The organism is Saccharopolyspora antimicrobica (assembly GCF_003635025.1).
Lineage (GTDB): Bacteria > Actinomycetota > Actinomycetes > Mycobacteriales > Pseudonocardiaceae > Saccharopolyspora > Saccharopolyspora antimicrobica.
Genome location: NZ_RBXX01000002.1, coordinates 7,858,978 through 7,882,444 on the forward strand (window position 1 = coordinate 7,858,978; position 23,467 = coordinate 7,882,444).

A 23,467-nucleotide genomic window follows, 5' to 3' on the forward strand; every position below is an offset into this window, starting at 1 on the left:
TCACCTGCGGCCGCGTCAGCGGGAGGTTTCGCCGTCCCAGGTCCGGTCCGTGATGCCGGCCTGGGCCAGGCGGAACTTCTCCACCTTCTCGGTCGGGGTCTTGGGCAGTCCGGCCACGAACTCGATGTAGCGGGGCACCATGAACCGCGCGCCGTGTTCGAGGCAGTACCGGTGCAGCGCTTCCGCGGACAGCTCCGAGCCGGCCCGGCGGACCACGCAGACCTTCACCTCCTCCTCGGTCAGCTCGCTCGGCACTCCGATCGCGGCCGCCTCGACGACCTCGGGATGACCGCAGACCAGTTCCTCGACCTCGTGCGCGGAGATGTTCTCCCCGCGCCGCCGGATCGAATCGCTGAGCCTGCCGTGGAAGACGAGGTAGCCGTCCCGGTCGAGGCTGCCCAGGTCGCCGGTGCGCACCCAGCCCCGCTCGTCGATCGCCGCGGCGGTGGCCTCGGGCATCCCGTGGTAGCCGATCATGGTCAGCCCGGGTTCGTTGCCCCGGACCAGGATCTCGCCGATCCCGGCCCCGTCGGCGGTGTCGATCCGGACGTCGTACTCGTCGATGACCCGCCCGCAGGTGCCCGGCCGCAGCTCGCCGCCGACCGGGTCGTAGACGGGCAGCCCGGCGTCGGTGAGGCCGTAGACCTGGTATACCGGGAATCCGAAGCGCTGCTGCCACCGGTCCCGCCACTCCGGCACCGGCACGCCCCAGGCCAGCCGGACGCGGTGTTGGCGGTCCGCGGCGGAGGGCTCCTGCTTCCACAGGATGGTCAGGGTCGCGCCCATGAAGTTGAACACCGAGGCGTCGAACTGCCGCACCTCCGACCAGAACCCCGATGCGCTGAACCGGGCGCCGAGCGCGGCGGTGGCGCCGGCAGCCAGCGCCGCGACCACGGTGAGCGTGGCCGCGTCGATGTGGAACAGCGGGAACGGGCAGTACAGCACGTCGTCGTCGCGGTAGCCGAAGCGCTGCGCGTGGATCTGCCCCTGGCGGGCCAGGTAGCGGTGCGGGAGCACGCAGGCCTTGGACGGTCCGGTGGTGCCCGAGGTGAACATCAGGGTGGCCGGATCGAGGTCACCGCCCCGCGGTGGCGGAGCATCGACCGGTGAGCCCATCACCTCGCTCAGCTCCACGACGTGCTCGCCGGAACCCGCCCCGGCCGAGGGGCGCACGATGACCGTGCGCCCTTCGAGCAGGCTTTCGTCCAGCTGCGCCAGCAGATCGGCCTCGGCGACCACGATCCTCGCCCCGGACACGGCGAGGACGTGACGCAGCCGGGAACCGGGCAACGCCGTGTTCACCGGTACGTGCAGCGCACCCAGGCGCGCGAGGGCGAACCACACCACCACGTGGTCGAGGCTGTTCCGCAGCAGCAGAACGACCGGAGTTCCCTCTCTCGCGCCGAGAGCGGCCAGCCCACCTGCGGTGGAGGCCGCCAGCGACTGCACCTGGGCGTAGGTCAGCTCGCCCTCCGCCGTGCGCAGGAACACCGCGTCCGGGGTGCGAGCAGTCCTGTCGGCGAGCATGCCGGTGATGCTGCCCGCCGCGGCACGACCGTCTCCCGCCCGCTCCATCACGCCGCGGAGAACCCGAACACCCGGGCCGCGTTGTCCCCGAACAGGGCCGACAGCACCGCTTCGCCCAGCCCTGAATCGCGCCACTCCGCGAGCGCGCGCCGGGGTTCCATCACCGGCCAGTCGCTGCCGTAGAGGATCTGCTCGCGCAGCAGGTTCGGCATCATGCCGAACAGCACGTCCCAGCCGGTGCCCGGCCTCGCGACGTACTTCGGGGCCAGCCCGCCGAACTCCAGGTGCACGGTGGGGTGCCGCCGCGCCACTGCTGCGTACTCCGCGGCCCACGGCCAGCCCGCGTGGCAGGCGACGAGCGCCAGATCGGGGAAGTCGCAGGCGACCTGGTCGAGCAGCTCGGCGCGCTCGTGGCGCAGCGGATGCATCCGGGAGTAGGTGATGCCGGTGTGCACGCACACGACCAGCCCGAGCTCTTCGGCCCGCGCGTACATCGGGTACAGGGCGCGGTCGTCGATGTCCAGGCCGAAGAACGCCGGTTGCAGCGACACTCCCAGCATCCCCCGCTCGGCGATGCGAGCGGTCTGCACGGCGAGCCGGGTGGGGCTGCGGCTGCCGAGGTCCAGGCAACCGATCCCGCGGAAGCGGTCACCGTGTTCGGCGAGGACCTCTTCCAGCCCGTCGTTGAGCGCCTCGGCGTCCTCGCCGCCCTCCGACTCGGCGTGCATCACCGCGTGCGTGATGCCCTGATCGTCCATCGTGGACAACAGGCCGCCGAGGGTGCCGTTGTTCATCTTGCTGGTCAGGTCGAGCACCCTGTCGTACTGCTCGGTCTGGCGGGCGGGCGCGGAGTACGCGCGCCCGGGCCTGCAGTCCTGGGGTAGCCGGACACGGGCGTCGATGATCGTCATGGAACGGCCTCCGTGGTCCTGCCGCCGGCGCTCGGCCGGGGTTCGATTCCGGATTCGTGGGGCGGGAAGTCAGCGAGGGCCCTTCCGGGCCAGTCCGGTTCCTGCGCTCACCCGCGGCTCCACCGGGACAGCCGGGCTGCGGCGCTGGATGACGATGCCGACCACGACCAGGACCGCGGCGAGCCCGAGCGAGACCGACAGCTCGAGGCGCTGGCCGGGCAGGATCGCCATGGTCAGCAGGATGCCGGCGATCGCGACCATGGTGAGCACGGTCAGGTGCGGGAAGGCCCACATCCGGGATTCGAGGCGGGATTCGGTGCCCCGGGCGCGCATCGCGCGGCGGGTGGCCAGCTGGGTGGCGGCGATGACCAGGTACATGATCAGGGCGATCGCGCCGCTGGAGGCCAGCATGTAGGTGAAGAGCCCGGGAACGGCGTAGCTGACGACCACCGCGACCACCCCGATCCCCGTGGAGGCGAGCACCGCGGCCCGCGGCGTGCCGTTGGCCCCGATCGTGCCCAGCACGCGCGGCGCCTCCCCTCTCCTGGCCAGGGAGAACACCATGCGCGAAGCGGTGTAGATCGCGGAGTTGAGGCAGCTGCAGACCGCCACGAGCACGACGAGGTCCATGACCGCGGAAGCGCCCGGGATGTTCATCCGCTCCAGCGCGGCCTGGTACGTGCCGGCGGCGAGCTCGGGGGCGTCCCACGGGACCAGGGCGACCACGACGAACACCGAACCGATGTAGAACAGCGCCAGCCGCCACACCACCGCGCCGATGGCCTTGCGGATGTTGCGCTTCGGGTCCTCGGACTCGGCGGCGGCGATGGTGACGATCTCGCTACCCTGGAAGGCGAACATCGCGGTCAGCAACCCGGCCAGGACCGAGACCCCGCCGTTCGGCAGGAAGCCGCCGTGGGCCCACAGCCCGGACAGACCGCTCGCGCCCGAACCGGGCAGCAGTCCGAGGATCGCCGCGAGGCCGAGCGCGAGGAACCCGACGATCGCGACGACCTTCAGCAGCGCGAACCAGTACTCGAACTCGCCGTAGCTGCGCACCGCCAGCAGGTTCGTGCCGGCGAGCAGCACGACCACCGCGAACGCGGGCAGCCAGCTCGGGATCGCCAGCACCGACCCGATGATCTTCCCGGCGACGATCGCCTCGATCGGGATCGCCAGCACGTAGAACCACCAGTACAGCCAGCCGATGGAGAACCCCGCCCAGCGGCCCAGCGCGCGGTCGGCGTAGGTGGAGAACGACCCGGTGTCGGGGTTGGCGATGGCCATCTCCGCCAGCATCTTCATCACCAGCACGACCAGCACCGCGGCGATGAGGAAGGACAGCAGCACCCCGGGCCCGGCTTCGGCGATGGCCGCCGAGGAGCCGACGAACAGACCGGCACCGATCACGCCACCGATCGAGATCATCGTGATCTGGCGGCTCTTGAGGCCGCTGGTGAGCGCCCCGCCGGACGAGCGCGAAACGTCGTGTGCCATGGGAACTCCTGTCGGGCCTGCCGTCGCGGGGCGCACCCGCCCACAGCGGGCGCACAGGACCGGAGGCCCGGGGAGGTGGCCCGCATGGCAGGCGACGGTAAGCACGTCGGAGCCGCAGAACCAGCGACCCGACACCTTCCTTTCCCCAGCGGTTCCCGGCATCTCCCCATCCGGCCTGCTCACCGGCCCATTCATCCGGGTGGTCAGGTGCCGGGTGAGGCGAAAGGTTCTCCGACCCCGAAAGCTTCGGAGAGGACGCGGCGGACGCTGCTTTCCAGGCTGGACTCCTCGGCGATGATCCGTTCGCCGGGAACCCCGAGGAGATCGAGGTGCCGGTACCAGCCCAGCATCTCGGTGGAGTCGAACTCCGCGGCCTGCGGCCGGGTCTCGTGCCTGCGGGCGGTCTCCGCGAACGAGACGTCGAGGTAGTAGAAGGTGGTGGTGCCCCGGTGGTCCCGTGCCAGTTCGGCCAGCATCGTCGCGTAGCGCTCCGCGCTGAGGATGCCTTCGACGATCACGTGGTACCCGCAGTCGAGCGCATATCGCGCGACCATGCTGATCAGGCCGATGTTGAAGCCGTTGGCGACGTCCCGCTCCCTGAGCACCGTCCGCCGCATCACATCTTGCGGAACGAGCGCGCAGGTGCGTCCCAGCTGCGCGCGCACTGCCGATGCGATGGAGCTCTTGCCGCTGCCCGAATTGCCGCGGAGCACGACCAAGCGCGTCGACGAAGAACCGACCGACCCCATGCGGCCGAAGCCTAGCGCCACCGCTCGCGCATAGCGGTGGCGGACGGTTGCCGGTTCCGGAACCGGGGCGTCCTGATCCCGCGCGGGTTCGGTGTGGTCAGGCGCCCACTACGACGTCGGCGGAGATGACGCCGGTGGAGCGGAGCACTCGGGCCGTCTTCCGGGTTCCCCAGGGACCGCGCACCGCTACCTCGGTGATCGTGATCGGGCAGCTCCGGCCGCCTCCGGTGTGCACCGGGACGATTTCATCATCGGACGCGACGTGATCAGGCACGATCTCCACCTCGGAATAAGTGCGAGCAGCTGGGATCCGGAAACGCGTAATCCGGGATGCGCAACAATTGTGACGCATGGGAACCGGTTCGGTGCGCCAGGGGTAGGCAAGCTCACCCGACGATGTCGCGAACATCCTGGAAATTGATCTCCAACCCGAGCTGAATTGCCGCACCACCAGGTCGCCGAGCTGCGGAAACGAATCCACTAATGATCATCCGCGGTGGGGGAATTCGAATTGATCTTGAATTGCGCGACTCAGGCGGCCTGCGCCGGGGCGGTCAGCGACGCCGAGACCGCTGCGACGAACTCCGCGTTCGACCTCGTCCTGCGGACCTGGTCCAGGAACTGCTCCGCCGCGCGCCTCGGGTCCTGGCCCGCGAGGGCGCGCCGGACTCCGGCCATCGCGATCAGCTCCTGCGGCGGCTGCAACAGCTCGTCGCGGCGGGTGCCCGAGCCCGGCAGGTCGATGGCCGGGTGGATGCGGTGCTCGGCGAGCGCGCGGTCGAGGCGCAGGTCGGAGTTCCCGGTGCCCTTCAGCTCCTCGAAGAACACCGCATCCGCCTGCGAACCGGTGCCGACCAGCGCGGTGGCGACGATGGTGAGCGAGCCGCCGCCTTCGATGTTGCGGGCGGCGCCCAGGATCCTCTTCACCGGATGCAGCGCCGAGGCGTCGACACCACCGGACAGCACTCGCCCCGACGATCGGGCCGCGAGGTTGTAGGCGCGGCCGAGGCGGGTCAGCGAGTCGAGCAGCAGCACGACGTCGCGGCCGGTTTCGACCAGGCGCTTGGCGCGTTCGACGGCCAGCTCCGCGGCGCGGGTGTGCTCGGCGGGCTGCCGGTCGAACGTCGAGGCGATCACCTCGCCGCGCACCGTGCGGCGCATGTCCGTGACCTCCTCCGGCCGCTCGTCGGCGAGCAGCACCATGAGGTGCACCGACGGGTGGTTGGTGGCGACGGCGTGCGCGATCGACTGCAGCAGCGAGGTCTTCCCGGTGTGCGGCGGCGCGGCGATGAGCGCGCGCTGGCCCTTGCCGATCGGCGCGACGAGATCGATCACGCGGGCGGCGAGCTGGAGCCGGTCGTTCTCGAGCACCAGTCGCTCGTCCGGGTGCACGGGCGTGAGCAGGTCGAACTCCGGCCGCTCGCGCACCGGCGGCGCGCCGTTGAGCAGCACCAGCTCCTCGCCGTCCACCACGATCTCGTCGCCGCGGCGCAGGCCGTGAGCGTGGACGAGATCCATGGGAACGCCGGTGCCGCCGGCACCGAAGCCGAGAGTCGCGGACCTGCCGCGGATGTCGAGAATTCCTTGGTAGGGCATGGTTGTACTCCTGAGGGGAGAGGGACGATCGACGCACGTGCGGATCGTTGGAGATGAGTGCCCCGGAAATGCACCGGGGAGGAAAGAAACTCGTCGGGCGGCAGAGCCGACATCCGCGAGATTCCCCGCAAGTATGCCCCGAACCCGGAATCCCCGCAAGGCCTTTTCCGCCGAGCACTGATCGATCAGTCTCCCGAATCGATCAACGCGCGCATTTCACCCTGTTGGACAAGGTGATTCAATCAATCCACAGAGGATTTCTTCGGCCCCCGGCTAGGGCAGGGTGCGGGCGATGAGGGCGGCGCGCAGGTGGGTGGCGTCGGTGGGGTCCGCTGGGTTGAGGCCGGTGAGTTCGGCGATCTTGCGGGTGCGGTAGTCGACCGTGTTCGGGTGGACGTGCAGCCGGCGGGCGGTGCGGCGGCGGTTGAGGCCGGTGGCGAAGTGGGTGCGCAGCGTCTCCAGCAGATCGGGCTCGTCCTCGATCGCGCTGAGCCTGCCCACCAGCACGTCGCGGGCCGGGCCGGGGCGGGTGAGCTGGTAGTCCAGCGCGAGGTCGGCGAGCGTGTAGACGCCGGGCGGGCGTCCCGCCACCGCGAGCCTGCGCAACTCGTGCGCTGTTCGCGCGGCCTCCGGGATACCGGGCACCGACGCGGTCACCGCGCCCACCGTCACATCGGCGCCCGCTGCCGATCCCGAGGCCAGAACCAGGTCTTCGACGCGCAGGTTCGCGTTGTCGGCGGCCAGCAGCACCACTCCGCCGTGCCCGTTGAGCCGGGACAGCGGCGGTTGCGGCGAGCGGCGTTCGAGTTCCGCGCGGAACCGGCGGAGCTTGCGCCAGCGCGCCACGTCGGCGTTGGTGCCCGGCGCGGATTCGTCCGGGTGCGGGGCGATCTCCACGTCGAGCACGGCGTAGCCGTCTGCCAGCCGGACGCCCAGCCGGGCCGCCGCGTCGGACGGGTCTCCCCCGGTCAGCAGCGCCGACAGCAGGTCCTGCTGCGCGGCGTGCGCGTCGGCCAGGAAGACGTCCCGCTCCTGGAAGTACGCGGAGGAGACCACGGCGGTGATCTCGCGCAGGTAGCGCAGCGCGAGTTCCACTACGCCGACCAGGGTGCGCATGTCCTCGGGCCCGGCCTGCGCGCTGAAGTGCTCCCACGCCACCCGGACGCCCACGTTGTGCGCGTTGAGCACGGCTTCGATCGGCACGCCCTCCTCCGCACGGTGCAGGACGTCTTCGCGCAGGTCGGCCAGCGATCCCGGGTCGGGCGCACCGCCGTTGCGCAGCATCCGCACGACCATCGCCATGCCCCGCTGGATGATCCGCGTGATGTCCCCGAGCAGTTCCTCCTCCGGCAGTTCGGCGTAGGCGGGCAGTTCGTCGATCAGCCGCGCCAGCACGGCGGGCACCAGCTCGGGTGCGGCGGCGGCCAGGACCTGGTCGAGCGGTTCGCCGCGCCAGCGCAGTTCGAGCGGGACCGCGTTGGAGTCGATCACAACGATGACCTCCCAAGACTGGAGAACTCACCACCACCACTGCCCCCGGAGGGGGTTCAGCATGGTAACCAACGCCTTACCCACAGGTAACTTGCGGTCGGCGGCACGTCGCCGAGCACGAACAGGGGATGCGATGGACTCTCGCGGGAACGGCCGGATCAGCAGGCGCTCCGTGCTCATCACCGGCGGCGCGGCCGCGGTCGGCGCGGCGTTGCCCACCGGTGCCGCAGCCGCCGCACCGGGCCCCGCCGCGGGTTCCGACGCCGACGCGATCGTCGTGGGCGGCGGCCTGGCGGGACTGGTGGCCACCGCGGAGCTCGCCGCCGCGGGCCGCAAAGTCCTGCTCCTGGACCAGGAACCCGAGGCGAGCCTCGGCGGGCAGGCGTTCTGGTCGCTCGGCGGGCTGTTCTTCATCGACTCGCCGGAGCAGCGGCTGGCCGGCATCAGCGACTCGCTGGAGCTGGCCCGCGCCGACTGGTTCGGCAACGCCGGTTTCGACCGGGGCACCGACGACCCGCTGGGCGAGGACTACTGGGCCGCGCAGTGGGCCGAGGCCTACCTGGACTTCGCCGCGACGGAGAAGCGGTCCTGGCTGCACGGGATGGGAGTGCGCTGGGTGCCCATCGTCGGCTGGGCCGAGCGCGGCGGGCAGCGCGCCGACGGCCCCGGCAACTCGGTGCCCCGCTTCCACCTCACGCTCGGCACCGGCCCCGGCGTGATGGAGCCGTTCGAGAAGAAGGTGCGCGAGGCCGCCGCGAAGGGCTTGGTGTCCTTCCGGTTCCGGCACCAGGTCGACGAGCTCACGGTCACCGACGGCGTCGTCGACGGCGTGCGCGGCGGTGTCCTGGAACCCAGCGACGCGCCGCGCGGCACTCCGAGTTCCCGCACCAGGGTGGGTGATTTCGAGCTGCGCGCGCCGGTCGTGATCGTCACCTCCGGCGGCATCGGCGGCAACCAGGACCTCGTGCGGCAGAACTGGCCGGAGTGGCTGGGCGCGCCGCCGGAGCGCATGGTGACCGGCGTTCCGGCGCACGTGGACGGGCGGATGCTGGCCATCAGCGAGCGGGCGGGCGCCCGGCTGGTGAACCGCGACCGGATGTGGCACTACACCGAGGGCCTGGCCAACCACAGCCCGATCTGGCCCGATCACGGCATCCGGGTGCTCGCCGCGCCGTCCTCGCTGTGGTTCGACGCGCGCGGCCGCCGGTTCCCGAACCCCGGCATCCCGAGCTACGACACCCTCGGCACGCTGGAGCTGATCAAGAACACCGGCTACGACCACTCCTGGTTCGTGCTCAACCAGCGGATCATCGACAAGGAGTTCGTGCTCTCCGGCTCCGAGCAGAACCCGGAGCTGACCAGGAAGGACCTGGCGGGCTACCTGGCGAGCCGGCTGCTGAACTCCACGCCGCCGCCGGTCAAGGCGTTCCAGGACCGGGGCGAGGACTTCGTCACCGCGAAGACGCTGCCGGAGCTGGTGGCCGGGATGAACCGGCTGGCCGGTGCGGAGCTGGTGGACGCGGGCGACCTGGAGCGGCAGATCACCGCGCGGGACCGCCAGGTGGACAACAACTTCACCAAGGACGACCAGATCATGGGCATCCGCAACTCACTGGCCTACTCCGGTGACCTGCTCGCGCGCACCACGCCGCTGCACAAGATCCTGGACCCGGCCGCGGGCCCGCTGATCGCCATCCGGATGAACATCCTGACGCGCAAGACGCTCGGCGGCCTGCAGACCGACCTGTCCGGCCGCGTCCTGGACGCCCGGGCCAACCCGATCCCCGGGCTCTACGCGGCGGGCGAGGTGTCGGGCTTCGGTGGCGGCGGAGTGCACGGCTACCGCGCGCTGGAGGGAACGTTCCTCGGCGGCTGCCTGTTCTCCGGCCGCCAGGCCGGCCGGGCCGCGGCGGCAGCAACGGCCTGAGCGGCTAGCCGCGGACCTGGATGACGTCCTTGCTCACCAACCGCTCGTCGGCGAAGCAGAGCCGGTACACCGCCTCCGGCACCGGCCCGATGACGGCGCTGGTCAGGTAGTAGCCGCATTCGGATCCGGCGGGGCGCGCGGGCTCGGCTTCGATCTCCATCGACCGCAGGTCGAACGCCGGGAGCACGGCCTGCGCCTCGGCACGGGATGTGCCGAGACGGAGGCTGTCGTAGGTCTGGGCGGGCAGCACCGAGTTGTAGACCCAGGCGGTGAAGAGCGCGAGCACCACCACGACGACCGCGGTGCTCAGGCCCACCGGCAGCGCCAGTCCCTTGGCGATCCGCCACCGGATCCGCCGCTGCTCCTCGTCGAAGCGCGCGGGCTGCTCGCTCGGCTCCACCCGGTCCGGTGCCACGCCGGGAGCGGTGTGCGGCACCGTCGCGGTCACCCGGTAGCCGTGCTCCTGCGGGCCGGCGGTCATGGTGCCGCCGGCGATCCGGATCCGCTCCTCCAGCCCGACCAGACCACGCCTGCCCGGGCTCGGAGCGGGTGTCGCGCCGGGACCGTTCACGACCTCCACAGTGGTCTCATGCGTACCGTGCACCAGCCGGACGGTGACCGGTGCGCCCGGCGCGTGCTTCGTGGCGTTGGTCAGGGATTCCTGCACCACGCGGTACACGGCGTGCTCGGCGATCGCGCGCAGCGGCACCGGTTCCCCGGAACGTTCCAAACGAACGTCCACACCGGACAGCGCGGTGCGCTCCACCAGCTCCGCGACGCTCTCGTGCACCGGTTCGGTCGGCGCGGGCGGCGAACCGTCCTCCCGCAGCACCCCGACGACGGTGTGCAGTTCCTCCGCCGCGGCCGTCACCGCGCTCCGGATGTCGCCGGCGAAGGACCGCAGCCGCTCGTCCCCGGCCGGGTCCAGCTCCGCCTTCCCGGCGCGCAAGGCGATCAGGCTCAGCGCGTGGCCGAGGGAGTCGTGCATGTCCTGGGCGATGCGGGTCCGTTCCCGCAGCCGTTCCCGCTCGGTCTCGATCTGCTGCTCGCGCTCCAGCTGTCGCGCCCGCTCCCAACCGGCGGCCATGAGCCCGGCGTTGAGGCGTCGGTAGCGACCGGTCAGCCAGGGCAGGACGCCGAACAGCACCAGCAGCCCCAGCACGTACATCGCGCGCACGAGGTTGTTCGCCACCCGGGGCAGCGGGCTGTCCAGCAGGTACCCGAGCGCGATCACGGCCAGCAGCCCGCAGGCCACCGTCACCGCGAAGGCCGCCATCGGGCGGCGGACGTCCTCGACCGCCCGGCCTGCTTGGTGCCCGGCGACGACCAGCGCCAGCAGCAACGACAGCAGGACCGGTGGGCCCACCGTCGTCCCGTGGAACTGCCCGAGGGCCAGCACGGCGATCACCAGCCAGGACGGGACCGGGAAGGTGCGCACCGCCGCACCGGCCGCGAACAGCAGGACGACCCCGCCGAGCACCAGCCACCACGGGGCACCGCCCTGCTCCTGCGTGTTGCGCTCGGCCAGCACCAGCACGGCCAGCCCCAGCCACAGCGCCAGGTTTCCGCGGGTCTGCTCCGCGACCACCCGGGACGTCCACCGCGGTGCTCTCACCGTGCCTCCCGCCGAGCGCCGATACCATCGGTCGGGAACCCCTGAGGAGTGCGGATGATTCGAGTGGTGGTCGCCGACGACGAGGCGATGGTGCGCACCGGGATCAGGGGGATCCTGGAGACCGACCCCGGCATCGAGGTCGTCGCCGAGGCGGCGAACGGGCACGAGGCGATCGACCTGGTGGCCCGCCACCGGCCGGACGTCGCGGCCCTGGACATCCGGATGCCCGGGCTGGACGGCCTGGGCGCGGCCGAGGCCATCTGCCGGTCCACGAAGGACACCGCGGTCCTCATGCTCACCACCTTCTCCGAGGACTCCTACATCGCCCGCGCGCTGGGCGCCGGGGCCAGCGGCTTCCTGCTCAAGTCCGGTGACCCCCGCGAGCTGATCGCGGGCGTCCGCGCCGTGTCGGAGGGCGCCGCCTACCTGTCGCCCAAGGTAGCCGCCCGGGTGATCAGCAACTTCGGCGGCGACCGGATGCTCCGCGCCGAGCGGGCCCGGGCGGCGGTGGCCGGGCTGAGCGACCGGGAGCGCCAGGTCCTCGCGCTGCTCGGCGCTGGACGCTCCAACCAGGAGATCGCCCGGGAGCTGTTCCTGGTCGAGGGGACCATCAAGAGCTACGTGAGCACCATCCTCAACCGCCTCGGCGTGCGCAACCGGGTGCGGGCCGCGATCATCGCGCACGAAGCGGACCTGATCGACGACTAACGCCCCCGCCGCCCGGGCCGGGCGAGGTGTCGACTTCGCGCGAAATCGACGCAGGCCCGGGTGACGGCGGGGTTCAGCGGCCGCGGTGCTGGGGTGGTTCGGGCCGGCGGTACTGCTGCATTCGGACAGTGGGCTCCTCAGCGGGCGAGGCCGGTCGGCGCGGTGCGTCGTCCGGTTCCCGCGACAGGGGGCTGGTCGGCACCTCGGGTGACCTCGCGCCGGGGGCGGCGACCAGCAGTCGGCCGAGCACCCGGTGCCTTTGGAGGTGGGTGACCAGCCGCTCGGCCTGCGTGCTCAGGAGCCGCACCACCAGCCAGACCACCACCGCGCCGAGCAGCAGGCCGACCAGCACGTCGTGCGGGTAGTGCACCCCGACGAAGACCCGGGAGAAGGCCATCAGCACCGCGAGCGCGACCACCCACGGCATCAGACGGCGCCAGGCGAGGATCAGGGCCATGGCCGCAGCGCCCGCGATGGTGGCGTGGTTGCTGGGGAAGGACCAGTCCCCCACCTCCGGGCAAGTCAGCACCGTGCTGCCCGCGATCAGATCGCGGCACGGGCGGTCCTGCGCGACCAGCACCTTCACCAGCTCGCTGAGCGCGTAGGCGACCACCGTGGCCGCCGGGCCCAGGAGGGACACGGCGACCGCACGTGGTTCTCCGCCGGCCCGGGCCCGCCACCACGCGAGCAGGCACAGGAAGCCCAGCACCAGCAGCCCGAGCTTCGTGTAGACGGCGAACAACGACTGGACCGGGCCGGGCACGGCATCGGCGAACCCGATGATGCCGTCGTAGAGAACGCTTCCCGATCCGCTCGCACGTGCAGCCGGAATCACTCGGCGCACCTCCATCCACTTCTCGTGATCAACGCTCATCACGCTAGGAATGGCGAACGCGCCTGCGCTGCGCACGATCGGCAGCGACTGGCACCCCCTTTCGACCCGGACCGGCCCTTACTTTCGTAAGATTTCGCAGGTCAGGGCGCCTGGAGTGCGCCGGTCGGCAGAACCGCGCCCGGCCTCCGGGTTCGAAGGCCGGGCGCACCGGACGCCCCACCGCGGTGCGGGCGGGACTAACGGGCCTTCAGGTCGTGGCGTTCGAGCACGTTCTCGACGATGTGCTCGGCGATCGCCAGCGACGACGTGGCACCGGGCGACGGCGCGTTGCGCAGGTGCGTGACCGGGCCGACGTGCTGGATCACGAAGTCGTCGACGAGACTGCCGTTCGACGCGAGGGCCTGGGCCCGGATCCCGCGCGGCAGCCGCGCGTAGCGGGCGTCCTCGATCGCCGGGACGTAGCGCGCCGCGTCCTTGATGAACTTCTTCGTCGACAGCACACCGAGGAGCTCCCGCCGCGCACCGGCGAGGTTCCCGGCGGCGAAGCGCCAGAACCCGGGATCCGCAGCGGTTTCCAGCGCGTCGCGGACGTCGATGCCCAAGCCCCGGTAGATCTCCCGCGAGAAGGACAGGAAGGCGTTGGGGCCGACCGTCATCGCGCCGTCGACCCGCTTGGTCAGGTGCACTCCCAGGAACGGGTACTTCGGGTCCGGCACCGGGTAGACGAGTCCGCGCGTGATGTCGCGGAAACGGGGCTCCAGGACCAGGTACTGGCCGAAGAAGGGCACGATCGACGGGGACTTGGCCGCCCCGGAGCGCCGGGCGAGCCGATCGGATTGCAGGCCCGCGCACGCGATCGCGTTGTCGAACCGCTCGTCGCCCCGGCTGGTGCGAACGCGCACGCCCGCCCCGGACGCCGTCTCGATCCCGGTCACCTCGACGCCCAAGCGCACGTCCACCCCGGCGTTGCGGGCGTCCTCGACGAGTGCGCGCGTGACCGCGGCGTAGTCGATGATCGCGGTGTCCGGCGAGTGGACGGCCGCGATGCCGCGCGCTTCCGGCTCGATCTCCCGGAGTTCGCCGCCATCGATCAGCCGGACGCCGGGAACCCCGTTCCGCCTCGCCCGGTCGTAGATCGCTTCGAGGCGCCCGCGCTCCGCCTCGTCGAGGGCGACGACCACCTTCCCGCAGCGCTCGTACGGGATGTCGCGCTCGGCCACGTAGGACTGCAGCAGCTGCACACCGCGGCGGCAGAGGCGCGCTTTCAGCCCACCGGGCTCGTAGTACAGGCCGGCGTGGACGACACCGGAGTTGTGCCCGGTCTGGTGCGCCGCCGGCTCGCGCTCCTTCTCGAAGAGCACGATCTCGGCCCCGGGGAGCCGCTGCGTCAGCTCCCGGACCACCGCGGCACCGATGATGCCGCCACCGACGACCGCGACTCGTCGCTTCTCGACCATCCGATTCCTCTCGACGTTCACCGGCGGGTGCATCCGGCAGAATGGGCGGGGTGGAAGCTCTCGACGTCAGCAGCATGACCGGTCGGGTCCTCGACCAGCTCCGGGCGGCGATCACGAGCGGCGAGCTGGAGGCCGGCCGGCTGTACAGCGCCGCGGCGCTGGGCGAACAGCTCGGCGTGTCGAGAACCCCGATCCGCGAGGCGTCGCACGAACTGGCCCGCCTCGGGCTCGTCGAGATCGAGCGCAACCGCGGCATCCGCATCGTGGCGACGTCCGTCGAGGCGCTCCTGCAGGGCTTCGAGGTCAGGCTGATGCTCGAAGTCCCGCTGGCCCGCCGCGCCACGCGCCGCGCCCAGGACGAGCCGGGCCTCCGCCGCCGCCTCACCGAGGTCTACGAGCGGTTCCGCGAAGCGGCCACCACCGGCGACGCGGAGCTCACGCTGCGCACCGACCGCGACTTCCACACCGTCCTGCTGGAGCTGAGCGGCAACGACCGGGCCACCGGCGTCCTGCGCGAGCAGCGCGACATGGTTCTCGAAAGCGGTGTCGGCACCGTTCCGACGTCCCGGACGCCCCTGGAGTGCTTCGAGGACCACGCCGACATCTACGCGGCGTTCGTGGCGGGCGACGAGGCGGCCACCGGCGCGGCGATGAGCCGCCACATCATCAACACGGCGACCCTGCTCATCGACCAGGAGTCCCGCCGCCGGTCGGAGTTCCACGACCACGGCGTCGGCGACCGCCTGCGCGGGCTCCTCGGCTGACGCGCGCCGAGCGGCGTCGAGGTGCTCCGTGGTCACCGGACCAATCTAATTCGAGTAGCATGCAACATGCAACAACGCCGACGTGAGCTTCCGCCCGGGAAAACCAGCTTGAACGGCGTGTCATCATGCTGCTGTGGAATCCACTCGTGTCGATCGCTGGCTGTGGGCCGTCCGCCTGACCAAGACCCGGCCGGACGCCGCAGCCGCCTGCCGCGGCGGGCACGTGCGCGTCAACGACCGCCCCGCCAAGCCCGCGACCACGGTCTGCCCCGGTGACGAGGTGCGGGCCCGCGTCGGTGACCGGACCCGGATCGTCGAGGTCGTCCGGGTGATCCAGCGCCGCGTCGGTGCGCCTGATGCGATCACCTGCTACATCGACCGCACCCCGGCACCGCCGCCGCAGGTCGTCAACCCGGTGGCCCGCCGCGAGCGCGGGGCCGGGCGCCCGACCAAGCGCGACCGCCGCATGATCGACAAGTTCCGCGCCGGCGGGAACTGACCGCTACCGGAACATCTCCTCGACCGGACTGCCGGGCGGCGTGAACGGCCCCCAGGTGAAGGCGGGCAACCACGGCGCGGGATCCGCGCTCCACGACAGCCGGGCGATCTGCGCGTGCGTCCGCCGACCGCTCAACGACCGGATCAGGTCGACCGGCTCGGCGCGCACCGATGCGACGGGATCGTCGCCGCCCAGCAGCCACGACTCCTCGCCGGTCGTGAAGGTCACCGCCGGAAGGCCCTTCTCCCGGATCGACCGGTCCATTCCCGCCATGCCGAACCGGAAGGCGCAGGCGTAGGCGGGGTGCCGCGCGGGCAGCGGTTCCGCCAGCGCGCAGCGCAGATCCAGTTCGTGGACGACGGCGTCGGCGACCAGTTGCGTCCCGGTTCCGCCGCCCCGCTCCGCCAGGACCTCTTCGAGCATCGTCGCGACCTCGTCCCAGTCGCGGAGCAGATCGGCTCCGCCGAGGTCGGGCGGGCGTCGTCCGGTCAGCTTGCCGAGCACCAGGTGCGCGATCTCGGTGAGGTGCCGGACGAGGTCGGGCACCGCCCACCCCGGACATGCCGGAACGGGCACTCCGGCCGCTCCCCCGGCACCGCGCACCAGCTCGGTGATGTTGAGCCGAACCTGCCTGTAATCCTCGTGTTCACCCGTCACGCACCGGATTATCGCGGCGGACCGGCCGCGCGAACACGCCTTCGCCCGACTCCCGCACGGAGGAAGAAACGGTTCCGCCGAGCGCTCGCTCCCTGGCATCTTCGTCTGCGGGCAGGAGCATCGAGAACGGGAGTGCACGTGACAACCAGAACCACCACCGCTGTCGTGGCACGCGGAGCCGGTGACCTGCGGGTCGAGCGGATCGACGTCCGCGAGCCGGGGCCCGGCGAGGCCGTCGTCGCGGTGGCCCGCGGCGGCATCTGCGGATCCGATCTCCACTACTGGCAGCACGGCGCCGTCGGCGAGTCGGTGCTGCGGGCGCCGATGGTCCTCGGGCACGAGGTCTCCGGCACCGTGGTGCGAGCGGCCGCCGACGGGACCGGGCCGTCCGAGGGCACCGCCGTCACCGTCCACCCGGCCACCTACGAGCACACCGACGTCAGGTTCCCGGAGGACCGGCCGAACCTCTCCCCAGGTGTCCGCTACCTCGGATCCGCGGCACGTTTCCCGCACACCGAAGGCGCTTTCGCCGGTGAAGTGGTGCTTCCCGCGTCGATGCTCCGCGAGCTGCCCGCCGGTCTCGACCTGCGCACCGCAGCGCTCGCCGAACCTGCCGCAGTCGCCCTGCACGCCGTTTCACAAGCCGGTGATCTCAGTGGCAAGCGCGTGCTGGTGGTCGGCAGCGGTCCCATCGGCGCGCTGGTCGTCGCGGTCGCAAAACGGGCCGGAGCAGCGGAGATCGTCGCGGTCGACCTGCACGGCAAGCCGCTCGACATCGCCGAGGCCGTCGGCGCGACGCGGACCCTGCGGGCCACCGAGACCGACGCCATCGCAGCCGTCGACGCCGACGTGACGATCGAAGCATCCGGCAACCACCGAGGACTCGCCTCCGCCATCGAGGGCACCACCCGCGGTGGGACGGTGGTCATGGTCGGGCTGCTGCCCGGCGGTGATCAGCCCGTGCCGGTCCTCCACGCCATCACCCGCGAACTGCGCCTGATCGGCTCGCTGCGGTTCAACGACGAGATCGACGAGGTGATCGCGGCCCTCGCCGACGGTTCGCTGGCGGTCGACCCGGTCATCACCCACACCTTCCCCGTCGGCGACGCGCTGGAAGCCTTCACCGTCGCCGCCGACGCCTCGATGTCGGGCAAGGTGCTGCTCGCCTTCTGAAAGACATCCCAGGAGCTGACATGTCAAGCTGCGATGTTCTCGGCGTGGTGCGACCAGGCGGTCGTCTCGTCGTAGGGGGTGCTGGTTTTGAGGCAGCCGTGGAGGATGCCGACGAGTCGGTTGGCGAGTTGGCGCAGGGCGGCGTTGTGACCGGTGCCGCGGGCTTTCTGCCGGTCGTAGTAGGCGCGGGCGCCTGGCGAGTGCAGCAACGCGCTTTGCGCCTGAGCCATCAGGGCGTCGATGAGCCGGTCGTTGTGCACGAACCGGGCCAGGGCGACCTTCTTTCTGCCGGAGGCGCGGGTGATCGGGGAGGTGCCCGCGTAATTTTTGCGGGCTTTGGCGGTGGCGTAGCGGTCGGGGTCGTCGCCGAACTCTGCGAGCACCCGGGCGCCGAGCACCGGTCCCAGACCGGGCTGGGAGGCGATGATCTCAGCGGCCGGGTGCTGCCCAAAATGGGCCTCGACCTGCCCTTGCAGGGTCTTGACCTGAGTGTTCAACACGGTCAGGACCGCGATCAGCGCCTGGATGGAGGAGGCGTAGGCGGCGGCGACGACCTCGGGCTGACCGAGCTGGTCGGAGCGCAACGTGGCCTGGATCGCCGCCGCTTTCTCCGCGATATTGCGGCGGCGCGCTCGTTTCAGCGCGCCGTTGATCTGGGCGACCGTCAGCCGGGCGGCTTGTTCCGGGGTGGGGGCTTTGGCCAGCAGTTCCAGGGTGTCGGCGGCGTCCAGGTCGTCGAACGCTTCCAGCGCGGCGGGGAAGTAGTCACGCAGCGCGTGCCGCAGCCGCTGAGTGTGGCGGGTCCGTTCCCAGATCAGCGTTTTGTGGGTGCGGGCCACTACCTTGACCGCCTCGGCCTGGTCGGAGTCACCGGCGACCGGCCGCAGCTCGTGGGCATGCGTGCGAACCATGTCCGCGAGCACGTGGGCGTCGCCGGCGTCGCTTTTCGCGCCCGACACCCCCAGCCGGTCACGGAACCTCGCGGCCTGCAACGGGTTGACCGCCATCACCGTGTACCCGGCGGCGACCAGCGCCGCCACCCACGGCCCCCGGTCAGTCTCGATCCCGACCAGCACCTCCGCATCCTCAGCGTCCTCACCGAATTGAGCACCGATCATCGTGTGCAAACGGGCCATGCCCGCCACACCCTCGGGCAGGCGGGCCTTGGCCAACCGGCGACCGGCGTTGTCCATCAGCTCGACGTCGTGATGCTCCTCAGCCCAGTCATCCCCTACGAACAGTCGCAACGATCCTCCCGCTCTCGATCACCATGCGCAGCCGGCGGGAGAACCATCAGCGACCTAATCAAGCAGTGCTCACACCACGGGTGGGCACGACATCCCAGCAGCGATCAACTCTCCCGACCCACCGGCAGGGGCACGGTCTTTCAGCAGGACTCACACGTCCAGGACCTACGAGTGCTCACCTACCGGTCGGCTACCAACCAGGAGTGTGCCCGACGGCTCACTCCCAGAACTGATTAGGACCGCGAGCGAAGCTGGGCACCGAGGATGCGCTGATCTGCCTCAGTTCCGGATCAGGCCGCCGACCGGGACGGGAGGGACGTGGCCGGTCGCCGGACGGGTCTGCGCCAGGGCGAGGCCGATGTCGACCAGCGATGATCGGCGGAGGCGGGCGACCTCGGAGAGCGGGGTCCAGACCGGCTCGGCCGTTTCGCCGTTCGGCTCGGGCCGGAGCCGGCCACCGGTGATGCGGACCTGGTAGAGGATGCCGACGTTCTGGTGCTCGACTCCCGCACGTGCGACGGCCGCGGGGATCACCCTCGAGTCCACGCCCAGCAGCCGTTCGACCACTGCGTCGCAACCGGTCTCCTCAGCGACCTCCCGGATCACCGCGTCGAACGGATCCTCCGCGTGCTCGACCCTTCCGCCCGGAAGAGTCCAGTTCTTCGACGCGTGTTGGACGAGCAGCACCTGCCCGTCCTCGATGCACACGGCGTACGCCGCCAGCCGGAAGCTTCCCCGCTTCCTCTCGCCCGCGATCGCCTCGGCTGCGCCGTCCGCTTCTCGACTCATCGGACCACCCTGGTGCACTTCAGCCGACGAGGTGAGATGTCCGGCTGGCCTTCGTGCGATCGCCGCGTCCAGTGGTCATCCGGAGGTCCGGGGAGTGTGCGCGAGGTGCTCCTGGATCTTCTCGCGCACGAGGTCCAGAAAAGCACCGTTGGCGGGAGCCGAGTACGACATCGTCGGATCCGGGTAGATGACGACGTCCAGTCGTTCCGCGGCGGAGGAGATCACGGACAGCCCGGACGACGTGCGCGCAAGGTTGATCTTCACCGTGGCCGGAGCGACTCTGGCGCCAGGGCTGGGAAAGCTCTGCTTCCGCACCGGTCGGCCGAGGCCGACCTTCCACAGCGAGACCGCGTCCCGGTCGACGCTGAGGAGGTACCCGGCGAAGGTCAGCATGCCCAGCGTGGGACGGCACAGGAACGCGAGGCCGTTCTGGCGCAGCGCTGCCAAGGCCTTGCGCTGGTTGCGGACCACGAGCCGCCCGTAGACCACCAGCGCGAGCAACACCAGAAGTGCCAGTGCCACTGCCAAGAACGGGAAGACGTACATCGGCCGACTGTAACCCGGCAGTCGTCCCGCACGGGGCGTCGACGGCCTCTCTCGCAAGTAGAGCCGCACCGCCAACGACTCACGCGGACTGACTCACCTCCACCGAGCCCGGATCGCTGTCAACGCGGTCTCCAGAACCTCCATCGCCCGCTCAACGCTTGCGAGGACCGAGCACGACCGGCAGCGTGCGCGGGGCGTGCACGTGGACGCTGCGGCGGAAGGTCAGCTCGGCCGGGTCGGCGACGACGCGCAGTTCCGGGAAGCGGTTGAACAGCGCCGCCAGACCGACCTCGCCCTCCAGCCGGACCAGGGCCGCGCCCAGGCAGCGGTGGATGCCGTAGCCGAAGGCGAGGTGGCCGGTGGTGTTGCGGTCCGGGTCCAGCACGTCCGGATCGGCGAACCGCTCCGGGTCGCGGTTGGCCGCGCCCGTCGAGAGCATCACCGACGCTCCCCTGGGGATCGCCACCCCACCGATCTCCAGGTCCTCGGTCGCGAAGCGCAAGGAAGCGTTGAGGGCGGGCGAGAGCCAGCGCAGCAGCTCTTCGACCAGCGACGGCACCGCCTCAGGGTCGGCCAGGCGCTCGCGGGCGGAGTCGTCGGCCACCAGGGCGCGGACGCTGTTGGTGATGAACACCGCGGTGGTCTCGTGGCCCGCCATGAGCAGCAGCATGGCCATCGCCACGATCTCCAGGTCGGAGAGCCGGTCGCCCTCGTCGGAGGCGGTGATCAGCGCCGACAGCAGCGCCTCGTCGGGTGCCGCGCGCTTGGCCGCGACCAGTCCCTCCAGGTAGGTCGCCATCTGGGTGGAGGCGGCCAGCAGCTCCGGTTCCGGGCATTCGTCGATCAGCACGGTGGACAGCCGCGCGAACTCCTCGCGGTCGATCTCCGGGACGCCGAGCAGCTCGCTGATCACCACCATCGGCAGGATGATCGCGTAGCAGGCCACGAGGTCGACCGGTTCGTCCTCGGGCAGCTCCGCCAGCAGTTCCTCGGCGACGGCTTCCACGCGCGGGCGCAGCGCCGCGATCCGGCGGGCGGTGAACGCCTGGGTGACCAGGCTCCGCAGCCGGGTGTGCTCCGGCGGGTCGAGCGAGGTCAGCATGTGCGACATCGGAGCGGGCAGACCGGGCGGCGCGGCAGCGCGCTCCTCGGCGGGCAGGCTCGAGCGCCAGTCCTTCGCCAGCCGCTGGTCGGCGAGCCACGCCCGCACGTCGGCGTAGCGGGTGACCAGCCAGGTGCGGCCGCCCTCGAAGTCGACCTCGCGGACCGGGCAGGTCTCGCGGGTGCCGGCGAGCGCCGCGTGCGGGTCCTGCCAGTAGTGCTCGGTGAAGGAGTCCTCTTGCGTCGAACCTGTCATCAGTGCTCCGTTCCAACGTCAGGTCGGGTCAGCGCGCCGCTCGCCGGTAGCGGCCGAGCGCGCGCAGGGCCATGCCCTGGGTGAACGCGGGGTTGCTGTACCGGCTGACGAAGCGCACGTACTCGTGGACGCTCTCCGCCGGCCACCCGCCGCCGGGCGTGCGCTGCTCCAGCAGCCAGGCCACCCCGGGACGCACCTCGGCCGGGTCGGCTCCCGCGGCGAGCAGGCCCGAGATCGCCCAGCCGGTCTCCTCGACCGTGGCGGGCGCATCGTGCCCGTCGCCCCAGGAACCGTCCGGCCGCCGGGCGCGGATCAGCCACGTCCTGGCGCGGCGCGCGGTCTCGCTGTCCGCCGCGCCCGCTCTGGCGAAGGTCTCCAGCACGGCGGCGGTGGCCATCGTGTGGTGCCGGTACCAGACCGATTCGAAGGCACCGTCCGGCAGCTGGACACCGGCCAGCCACTTCAGCGCGCGGCGCACCCGGCGGTCGTCCGCCGGAACGCCCGCGTCGAGGAGCGCGTCGACGGCCTGCACGGTGGTCATCGGGCACGGCCCGCTGTTGGCGACCTTCGTGTTGCGCACGCACAGGCCCCAGGAACCGCGGGTGTCCTGGACGCGGGTCAGCCAGTCCACGCCCCGCTCGATCGCCGGAGCCTGCTTCGCACCGGGCAAGCGGCACAGCACGGAGAGGATCTCGCCGGTCTCCAAGGTCGACGGCCAGCCCTCCGTCCCGGCCCAGCCCCAGTAGCCCGGTGGGCAGCCGAAGGCCAGGAACGGCCGGTGCTGCTGGAGGCGCACGAACAGGTCGACCGACGCGGCCAGCCTCGGGTCATCGGCGTATCCGGCCTCGGAGAGCCCGCGCGCGGCGTACATCGTCCACGCCGCGTCGAGCGGGCCGGTCTGCCACCAGCCGTCGGGGTGCATCGTCCGGCGGAACCAGCCGACGGCGGCCGCGACCATGTCCGGCGCCAGCTCCGCTCGGGCCAGGCCGGTGCAGACCAGGCCTGTGACCCAGGCGTTCTCGCACCAGGCCCCGGTCGAGCCCTCGTGCTCGTAGACCTGCCGGATCGCCTTCAGCGCGTTCGGTTCGCCCAGGCGGGCCAGCACCTGCTGGAAGCGGGTGAGCGGTTTGTGCCGGGCCTGGGCCAGGCCGAGCGCGAAGGCCATCGGGACGCGCAGGTCGAACAGCTTGCGGTACAGGCCCGGCCACAGCGCCACTTCCAGCGGGAACCGGCGCATCTCCGCCGGGGCCAGCCAGCCCACGAAGCCGTAGTACTGCCGGCACCACGCGACGACCTCGGGGTGCGGGATCGCGTCCAGGCCGCCGAAATCGCTCATCCAGCGCTGCCCGTCGCGCACCGCGTCCGCGCTGCCGACGGGATCGACCAGGTGGAGCACGGCCGAGCTGACCGCTGTCGGTCCGGCCTCGCTGGACAAGCCCGGGACCATCGCCCAGCCGCCGTCGGCGTTCTGCGTGCGCCGGAGCCACCCGGCTCCCGCCGCGATCAGGTCGGCGCTGCCCTCCGGGTCGGCGTAGTGCAGCGCGGACAGCGCGCCGACCGTTCCCAGCGTCGAGGTCAGGTTGTCCTCGCTGTAGTCGAAGACGCCGTCGGTGCGCTGGGCGGAGAACAGCGCCTCCGCGCCTTCGCAGATCGCCTCGTCGAGCGCGTCCGTGAACGGATCGGGGTCGACCTGCACCGTCGTCATGCGGATTCCTCCAGCCCGGTGGTGGTGTTCTGCGTTCGTCAGCGGGCACGGCGGCCGCGGGCAACTCCTCGGCGGCAGCCGCAGCCGGCCGCGGCACCAGCGCTGCGATGACCTGTGCGCCGGGCATGCGCCCAGTGTCGCAGTCGCCGATCCCGGGCGAGATGCGTTGCGCCTCAACCGATTCGCGGTTCACCATACGCGGCCGCCGCTGGCTCGGCCAGGTCTCCCACCCGACACGCCCGGGATGTGCCACATCGGCGCTGGCCGCAACGGGGAGCCGGAATTCCCTTACAGGTAAGGCGTTTTCACGGCTGTCGAGAATTCGCCAATCCGCTGCCGCCCGCCGGATCGACGTGTATCGCGCACGTACTCCCAGCATCGGAGGCGCAAAGCGAGCCGATCAGCGAGAGGCGCTCA

Annotated in this window: 21 protein-coding genes; 5 read left to right on the forward strand and 16 right to left on the reverse strand. The window is 71.3% G+C overall.

Annotated elements, in window-relative coordinates; translation table 11 throughout:
- Positions 1-15 precede the first annotated feature (15 nt).
- The 7 genes from ATL45_RS36965 to ATL45_RS36995 form a co-directional block, all read right to left on the reverse strand.
- Complete coding sequence (locus ATL45_RS36965) at positions 16-1,575, reverse strand: AMP-binding protein (protein ID WP_093160868.1); 1,560 nt, start codon at positions 1,573-1,575, stop codon at positions 16-18.
- The gene (locus ATL45_RS36970; protein ID WP_093160871.1) at positions 1,575-2,438 is read right to left on the reverse strand and encodes an amidohydrolase family protein; all 864 of its coding nucleotides are present in this window, start codon (positions 2,436-2,438) and stop codon (positions 1,575-1,577) included. Before ATL45_RS36970 ends, ATL45_RS36965 begins: the two co-directional genes overlap by 1 nt.
- A 69-nt stretch (positions 2,439-2,507) precedes the next feature.
- Positions 2,508-3,935 carry an amino acid permease gene (locus ATL45_RS36975; RefSeq protein WP_121505456.1) on the reverse strand — a complete coding sequence of 476 codons (1,428 nt, stop codon included), beginning with the start codon at positions 3,933-3,935 and terminating at the stop codon, positions 2,508-2,510.
- Between the two features lie 203 nt (positions 3,936-4,138).
- The gene (locus tag ATL45_RS36980) at positions 4,139-4,684 is read right to left on the reverse strand and encodes an AAA family ATPase (protein ID WP_093160873.1); all 546 of its coding nucleotides are present in this window, start codon (positions 4,682-4,684) and stop codon (positions 4,139-4,141) included.
- Positions 4,685-4,781: 97 nt separating this feature from the next.
- Positions 4,782-4,958: a hypothetical protein gene (locus tag ATL45_RS39210; RefSeq protein WP_170210461.1), complete on the reverse strand. Its 177-nt coding sequence runs from the start codon at positions 4,956-4,958 to the stop codon at positions 4,782-4,784.
- 257 nt (positions 4,959-5,215) lie between these two features.
- Positions 5,216-6,280: a transcription termination factor Rho gene (rho, locus tag ATL45_RS36990; protein WP_093160878.1), complete on the reverse strand. Its 1,065-nt coding sequence runs from the start codon at positions 6,278-6,280 to the stop codon at positions 5,216-5,218.
- Between the two features lie 273 nt (positions 6,281-6,553).
- Complete coding sequence (locus ATL45_RS36995) at positions 6,554-7,771, reverse strand: PucR family transcriptional regulator (protein ID WP_093160881.1); 1,218 nt, start codon at positions 7,769-7,771, stop codon at positions 6,554-6,556.
- 133 nt (positions 7,772-7,904) lie between these two features.
- Between ATL45_RS36995 and ATL45_RS37000 the strand changes: the two genes are divergently transcribed.
- Entirely contained in the window at positions 7,905-9,698 is a 1,794-nt protein-coding gene (locus ATL45_RS37000) for an FAD-binding dehydrogenase (RefSeq protein ID WP_093160882.1), read from the forward strand.
- A 4-nt stretch (positions 9,699-9,702) separates the two neighbouring features.
- On the opposite strand, the gene ATL45_RS37005 is transcribed toward ATL45_RS37000, so the two are convergent.
- The gene (locus ATL45_RS37005; protein ID WP_143121804.1) at positions 9,703-11,313 is read right to left on the reverse strand and encodes a sensor histidine kinase; all 1,611 of its coding nucleotides are present in this window, start codon (positions 11,311-11,313) and stop codon (positions 9,703-9,705) included.
- A 54-nt stretch (positions 11,314-11,367) separates the two neighbouring features.
- On the opposite strand from ATL45_RS37005, the gene ATL45_RS37010 reads away from it, so the two are divergent.
- Positions 11,368-12,021 (forward strand): response regulator transcription factor, encoded by a 654-nt coding sequence (locus tag ATL45_RS37010; RefSeq protein ID WP_093160886.1) that lies wholly within the window; start codon positions 11,368-11,370, stop codon positions 12,019-12,021.
- Between the two features lie 73 nt (positions 12,022-12,094).
- Here ATL45_RS37010 and ATL45_RS37015 read toward each other — a convergent pair whose 3' ends face one another.
- Positions 12,095-12,895 carry a phosphatase PAP2 family protein gene (locus tag ATL45_RS37015; RefSeq protein WP_093160905.1) on the reverse strand — a complete coding sequence of 267 codons (801 nt, stop codon included), beginning with the start codon at positions 12,893-12,895 and terminating at the stop codon, positions 12,095-12,097.
- Positions 12,896-13,092: 197 nt separating this feature from the next.
- Complete coding sequence (lhgD, locus tag ATL45_RS37020) at positions 13,093-14,313, reverse strand: L-2-hydroxyglutarate dehydrogenase (protein ID WP_093160888.1); 1,221 nt, start codon at positions 14,311-14,313, stop codon at positions 13,093-13,095.
- Positions 14,314-14,363: 50 nt separating this feature from the next.
- On the opposite strand from lhgD, the gene ATL45_RS37025 reads away from it, so the two are divergent.
- Positions 14,364-15,077 carry a GntR family transcriptional regulator gene (locus tag ATL45_RS37025; RefSeq protein WP_170210462.1) on the forward strand — a complete coding sequence of 238 codons (714 nt, stop codon included), beginning with the start codon at positions 14,364-14,366 and terminating at the stop codon, positions 15,075-15,077.
- A 133-nt stretch (positions 15,078-15,210) separates the two neighbouring features.
- Positions 15,211-15,576, forward strand: coding sequence for an RNA-binding S4 domain-containing protein (locus tag ATL45_RS37030; protein WP_093160893.1), 366 nt, complete (start codon positions 15,211-15,213; stop codon positions 15,574-15,576).
- Positions 15,577-15,579: 3 nt separating this feature from the next.
- On the opposite strand, the gene ATL45_RS37035 is transcribed toward ATL45_RS37030, so the two are convergent.
- The gene (locus tag ATL45_RS37035) at positions 15,580-16,233 is read right to left on the reverse strand and encodes a maleylpyruvate isomerase N-terminal domain-containing protein (RefSeq protein ID WP_143121805.1); all 654 of its coding nucleotides are present in this window, start codon (positions 16,231-16,233) and stop codon (positions 15,580-15,582) included.
- Between the two features lie 138 nt (positions 16,234-16,371).
- Here ATL45_RS37035 and ATL45_RS37040 point away from each other — a divergent pair, with 138 nt between their 5' ends.
- Positions 16,372-17,406, forward strand: a complete 1,035-nt coding sequence (locus ATL45_RS37040; protein ID WP_093160908.1) for an L-idonate 5-dehydrogenase — start codon at positions 16,372-16,374, stop codon at positions 17,404-17,406.
- 23 nt (positions 17,407-17,429) lie between these two features.
- Here ATL45_RS37040 and ATL45_RS37045 read toward each other — a convergent pair whose 3' ends face one another.
- The 5 genes from ATL45_RS37045 to ATL45_RS37065 form a co-directional block, all read right to left on the reverse strand.
- A complete protein-coding gene (locus tag ATL45_RS37045; protein WP_256258552.1) occupies positions 17,430-18,647 on the reverse strand; it encodes an IS110 family RNA-guided transposase in 1,218 nt (405 codons plus the stop codon).
- Between the two features lie 285 nt (positions 18,648-18,932).
- Entirely contained in the window at positions 18,933-19,442 is a 510-nt protein-coding gene (locus ATL45_RS37050) for an NUDIX hydrolase (protein ID WP_093160314.1), read from the reverse strand.
- A gap of 75 nt (positions 19,443-19,517) precedes the next feature.
- Entirely contained in the window at positions 19,518-19,988 is a 471-nt protein-coding gene (locus tag ATL45_RS37055; RefSeq protein ID WP_093160276.1) for a hypothetical protein, read from the reverse strand.
- Positions 19,989-20,139: 151 nt separating this feature from the next.
- Positions 20,140-21,345, reverse strand: coding sequence for a cytochrome P450 family protein (locus tag ATL45_RS37060; RefSeq protein ID WP_093160273.1), 1,206 nt, complete (start codon positions 21,343-21,345; stop codon positions 20,140-20,142).
- Between the two features lie 28 nt (positions 21,346-21,373).
- The gene (locus tag ATL45_RS37065) at positions 21,374-23,050 is read right to left on the reverse strand and encodes a prenyltransferase/squalene oxidase repeat-containing protein (protein ID WP_093160271.1); all 1,677 of its coding nucleotides are present in this window, start codon (positions 23,048-23,050) and stop codon (positions 21,374-21,376) included.
- Positions 23,051-23,467: the final 417 nt, after the last annotated feature.

Excerpts from the sequence above, each read along its gene's own strand:
- ATL45_RS36975 (WP_121505456.1), bottom strand. The coding sequence starts at position 3,935 with ATGGCACACGACGTTTCGCGCTCGTCCGGCGGGGCGCTCACCAGCGGC.
- ATL45_RS37065 (WP_093160271.1), bottom strand. The coding sequence starts at position 23,050 with ATGACGACGGTGCAGGTCGACCCCGATCCGTTCACGGACGCGCTCGAC.
- ATL45_RS37010 (WP_093160886.1), top strand. The coding sequence starts at position 11,368 with ATGATTCGAGTGGTGGTCGCCGACGACGAGGCGATGGTGCGCACCGGG.
- ATL45_RS37055 (WP_093160276.1), bottom strand. The coding sequence starts at position 19,988 with ATGTACGTCTTCCCGTTCTTGGCAGTGGCACTGGCACTTCTGGTGTTG.
- ATL45_RS36965 (WP_093160868.1), bottom strand. The coding sequence starts at position 1,575 with ATGGAGCGGGCGGGAGACGGTCGTGCCGCGGCGGGCAGCATCACCGGC.
- ATL45_RS36980 (WP_093160873.1), bottom strand. The coding sequence starts at position 4,684 with ATGGGGTCGGTCGGTTCTTCGTCGACGCGCTTGGTCGTGCTCCGCGGC.
- ATL45_RS37015 (WP_093160905.1), bottom strand. The coding sequence starts at position 12,895 with ATGAGCGTTGATCACGAGAAGTGGATGGAGGTGCGCCGAGTGATTCCG.
- ATL45_RS37000 (WP_093160882.1), top strand. The coding sequence starts at position 7,905 with ATGGACTCTCGCGGGAACGGCCGGATCAGCAGGCGCTCCGTGCTCATC.
- ATL45_RS37050 (WP_093160314.1), bottom strand. The coding sequence starts at position 19,442 with ATGAGTCGAGAAGCGGACGGCGCAGCCGAGGCGATCGCGGGCGAGAGG.
- ATL45_RS37060 (WP_093160273.1), bottom strand. The coding sequence starts at position 21,345 with ATGACAGGTTCGACGCAAGAGGACTCCTTCACCGAGCACTACTGGCAG.
- lhgD (WP_093160888.1), bottom strand. The coding sequence starts at position 14,313 with ATGGTCGAGAAGCGACGAGTCGCGGTCGTCGGTGGCGGCATCATCGGT.
- rho (WP_093160878.1), bottom strand. The coding sequence starts at position 6,280 with ATGCCCTACCAAGGAATTCTCGACATCCGCGGCAGGTCCGCGACTCTC.
- ATL45_RS36970 (WP_093160871.1), bottom strand. The coding sequence starts at position 2,438 with ATGACGATCATCGACGCCCGTGTCCGGCTACCCCAGGACTGCAGGCCC.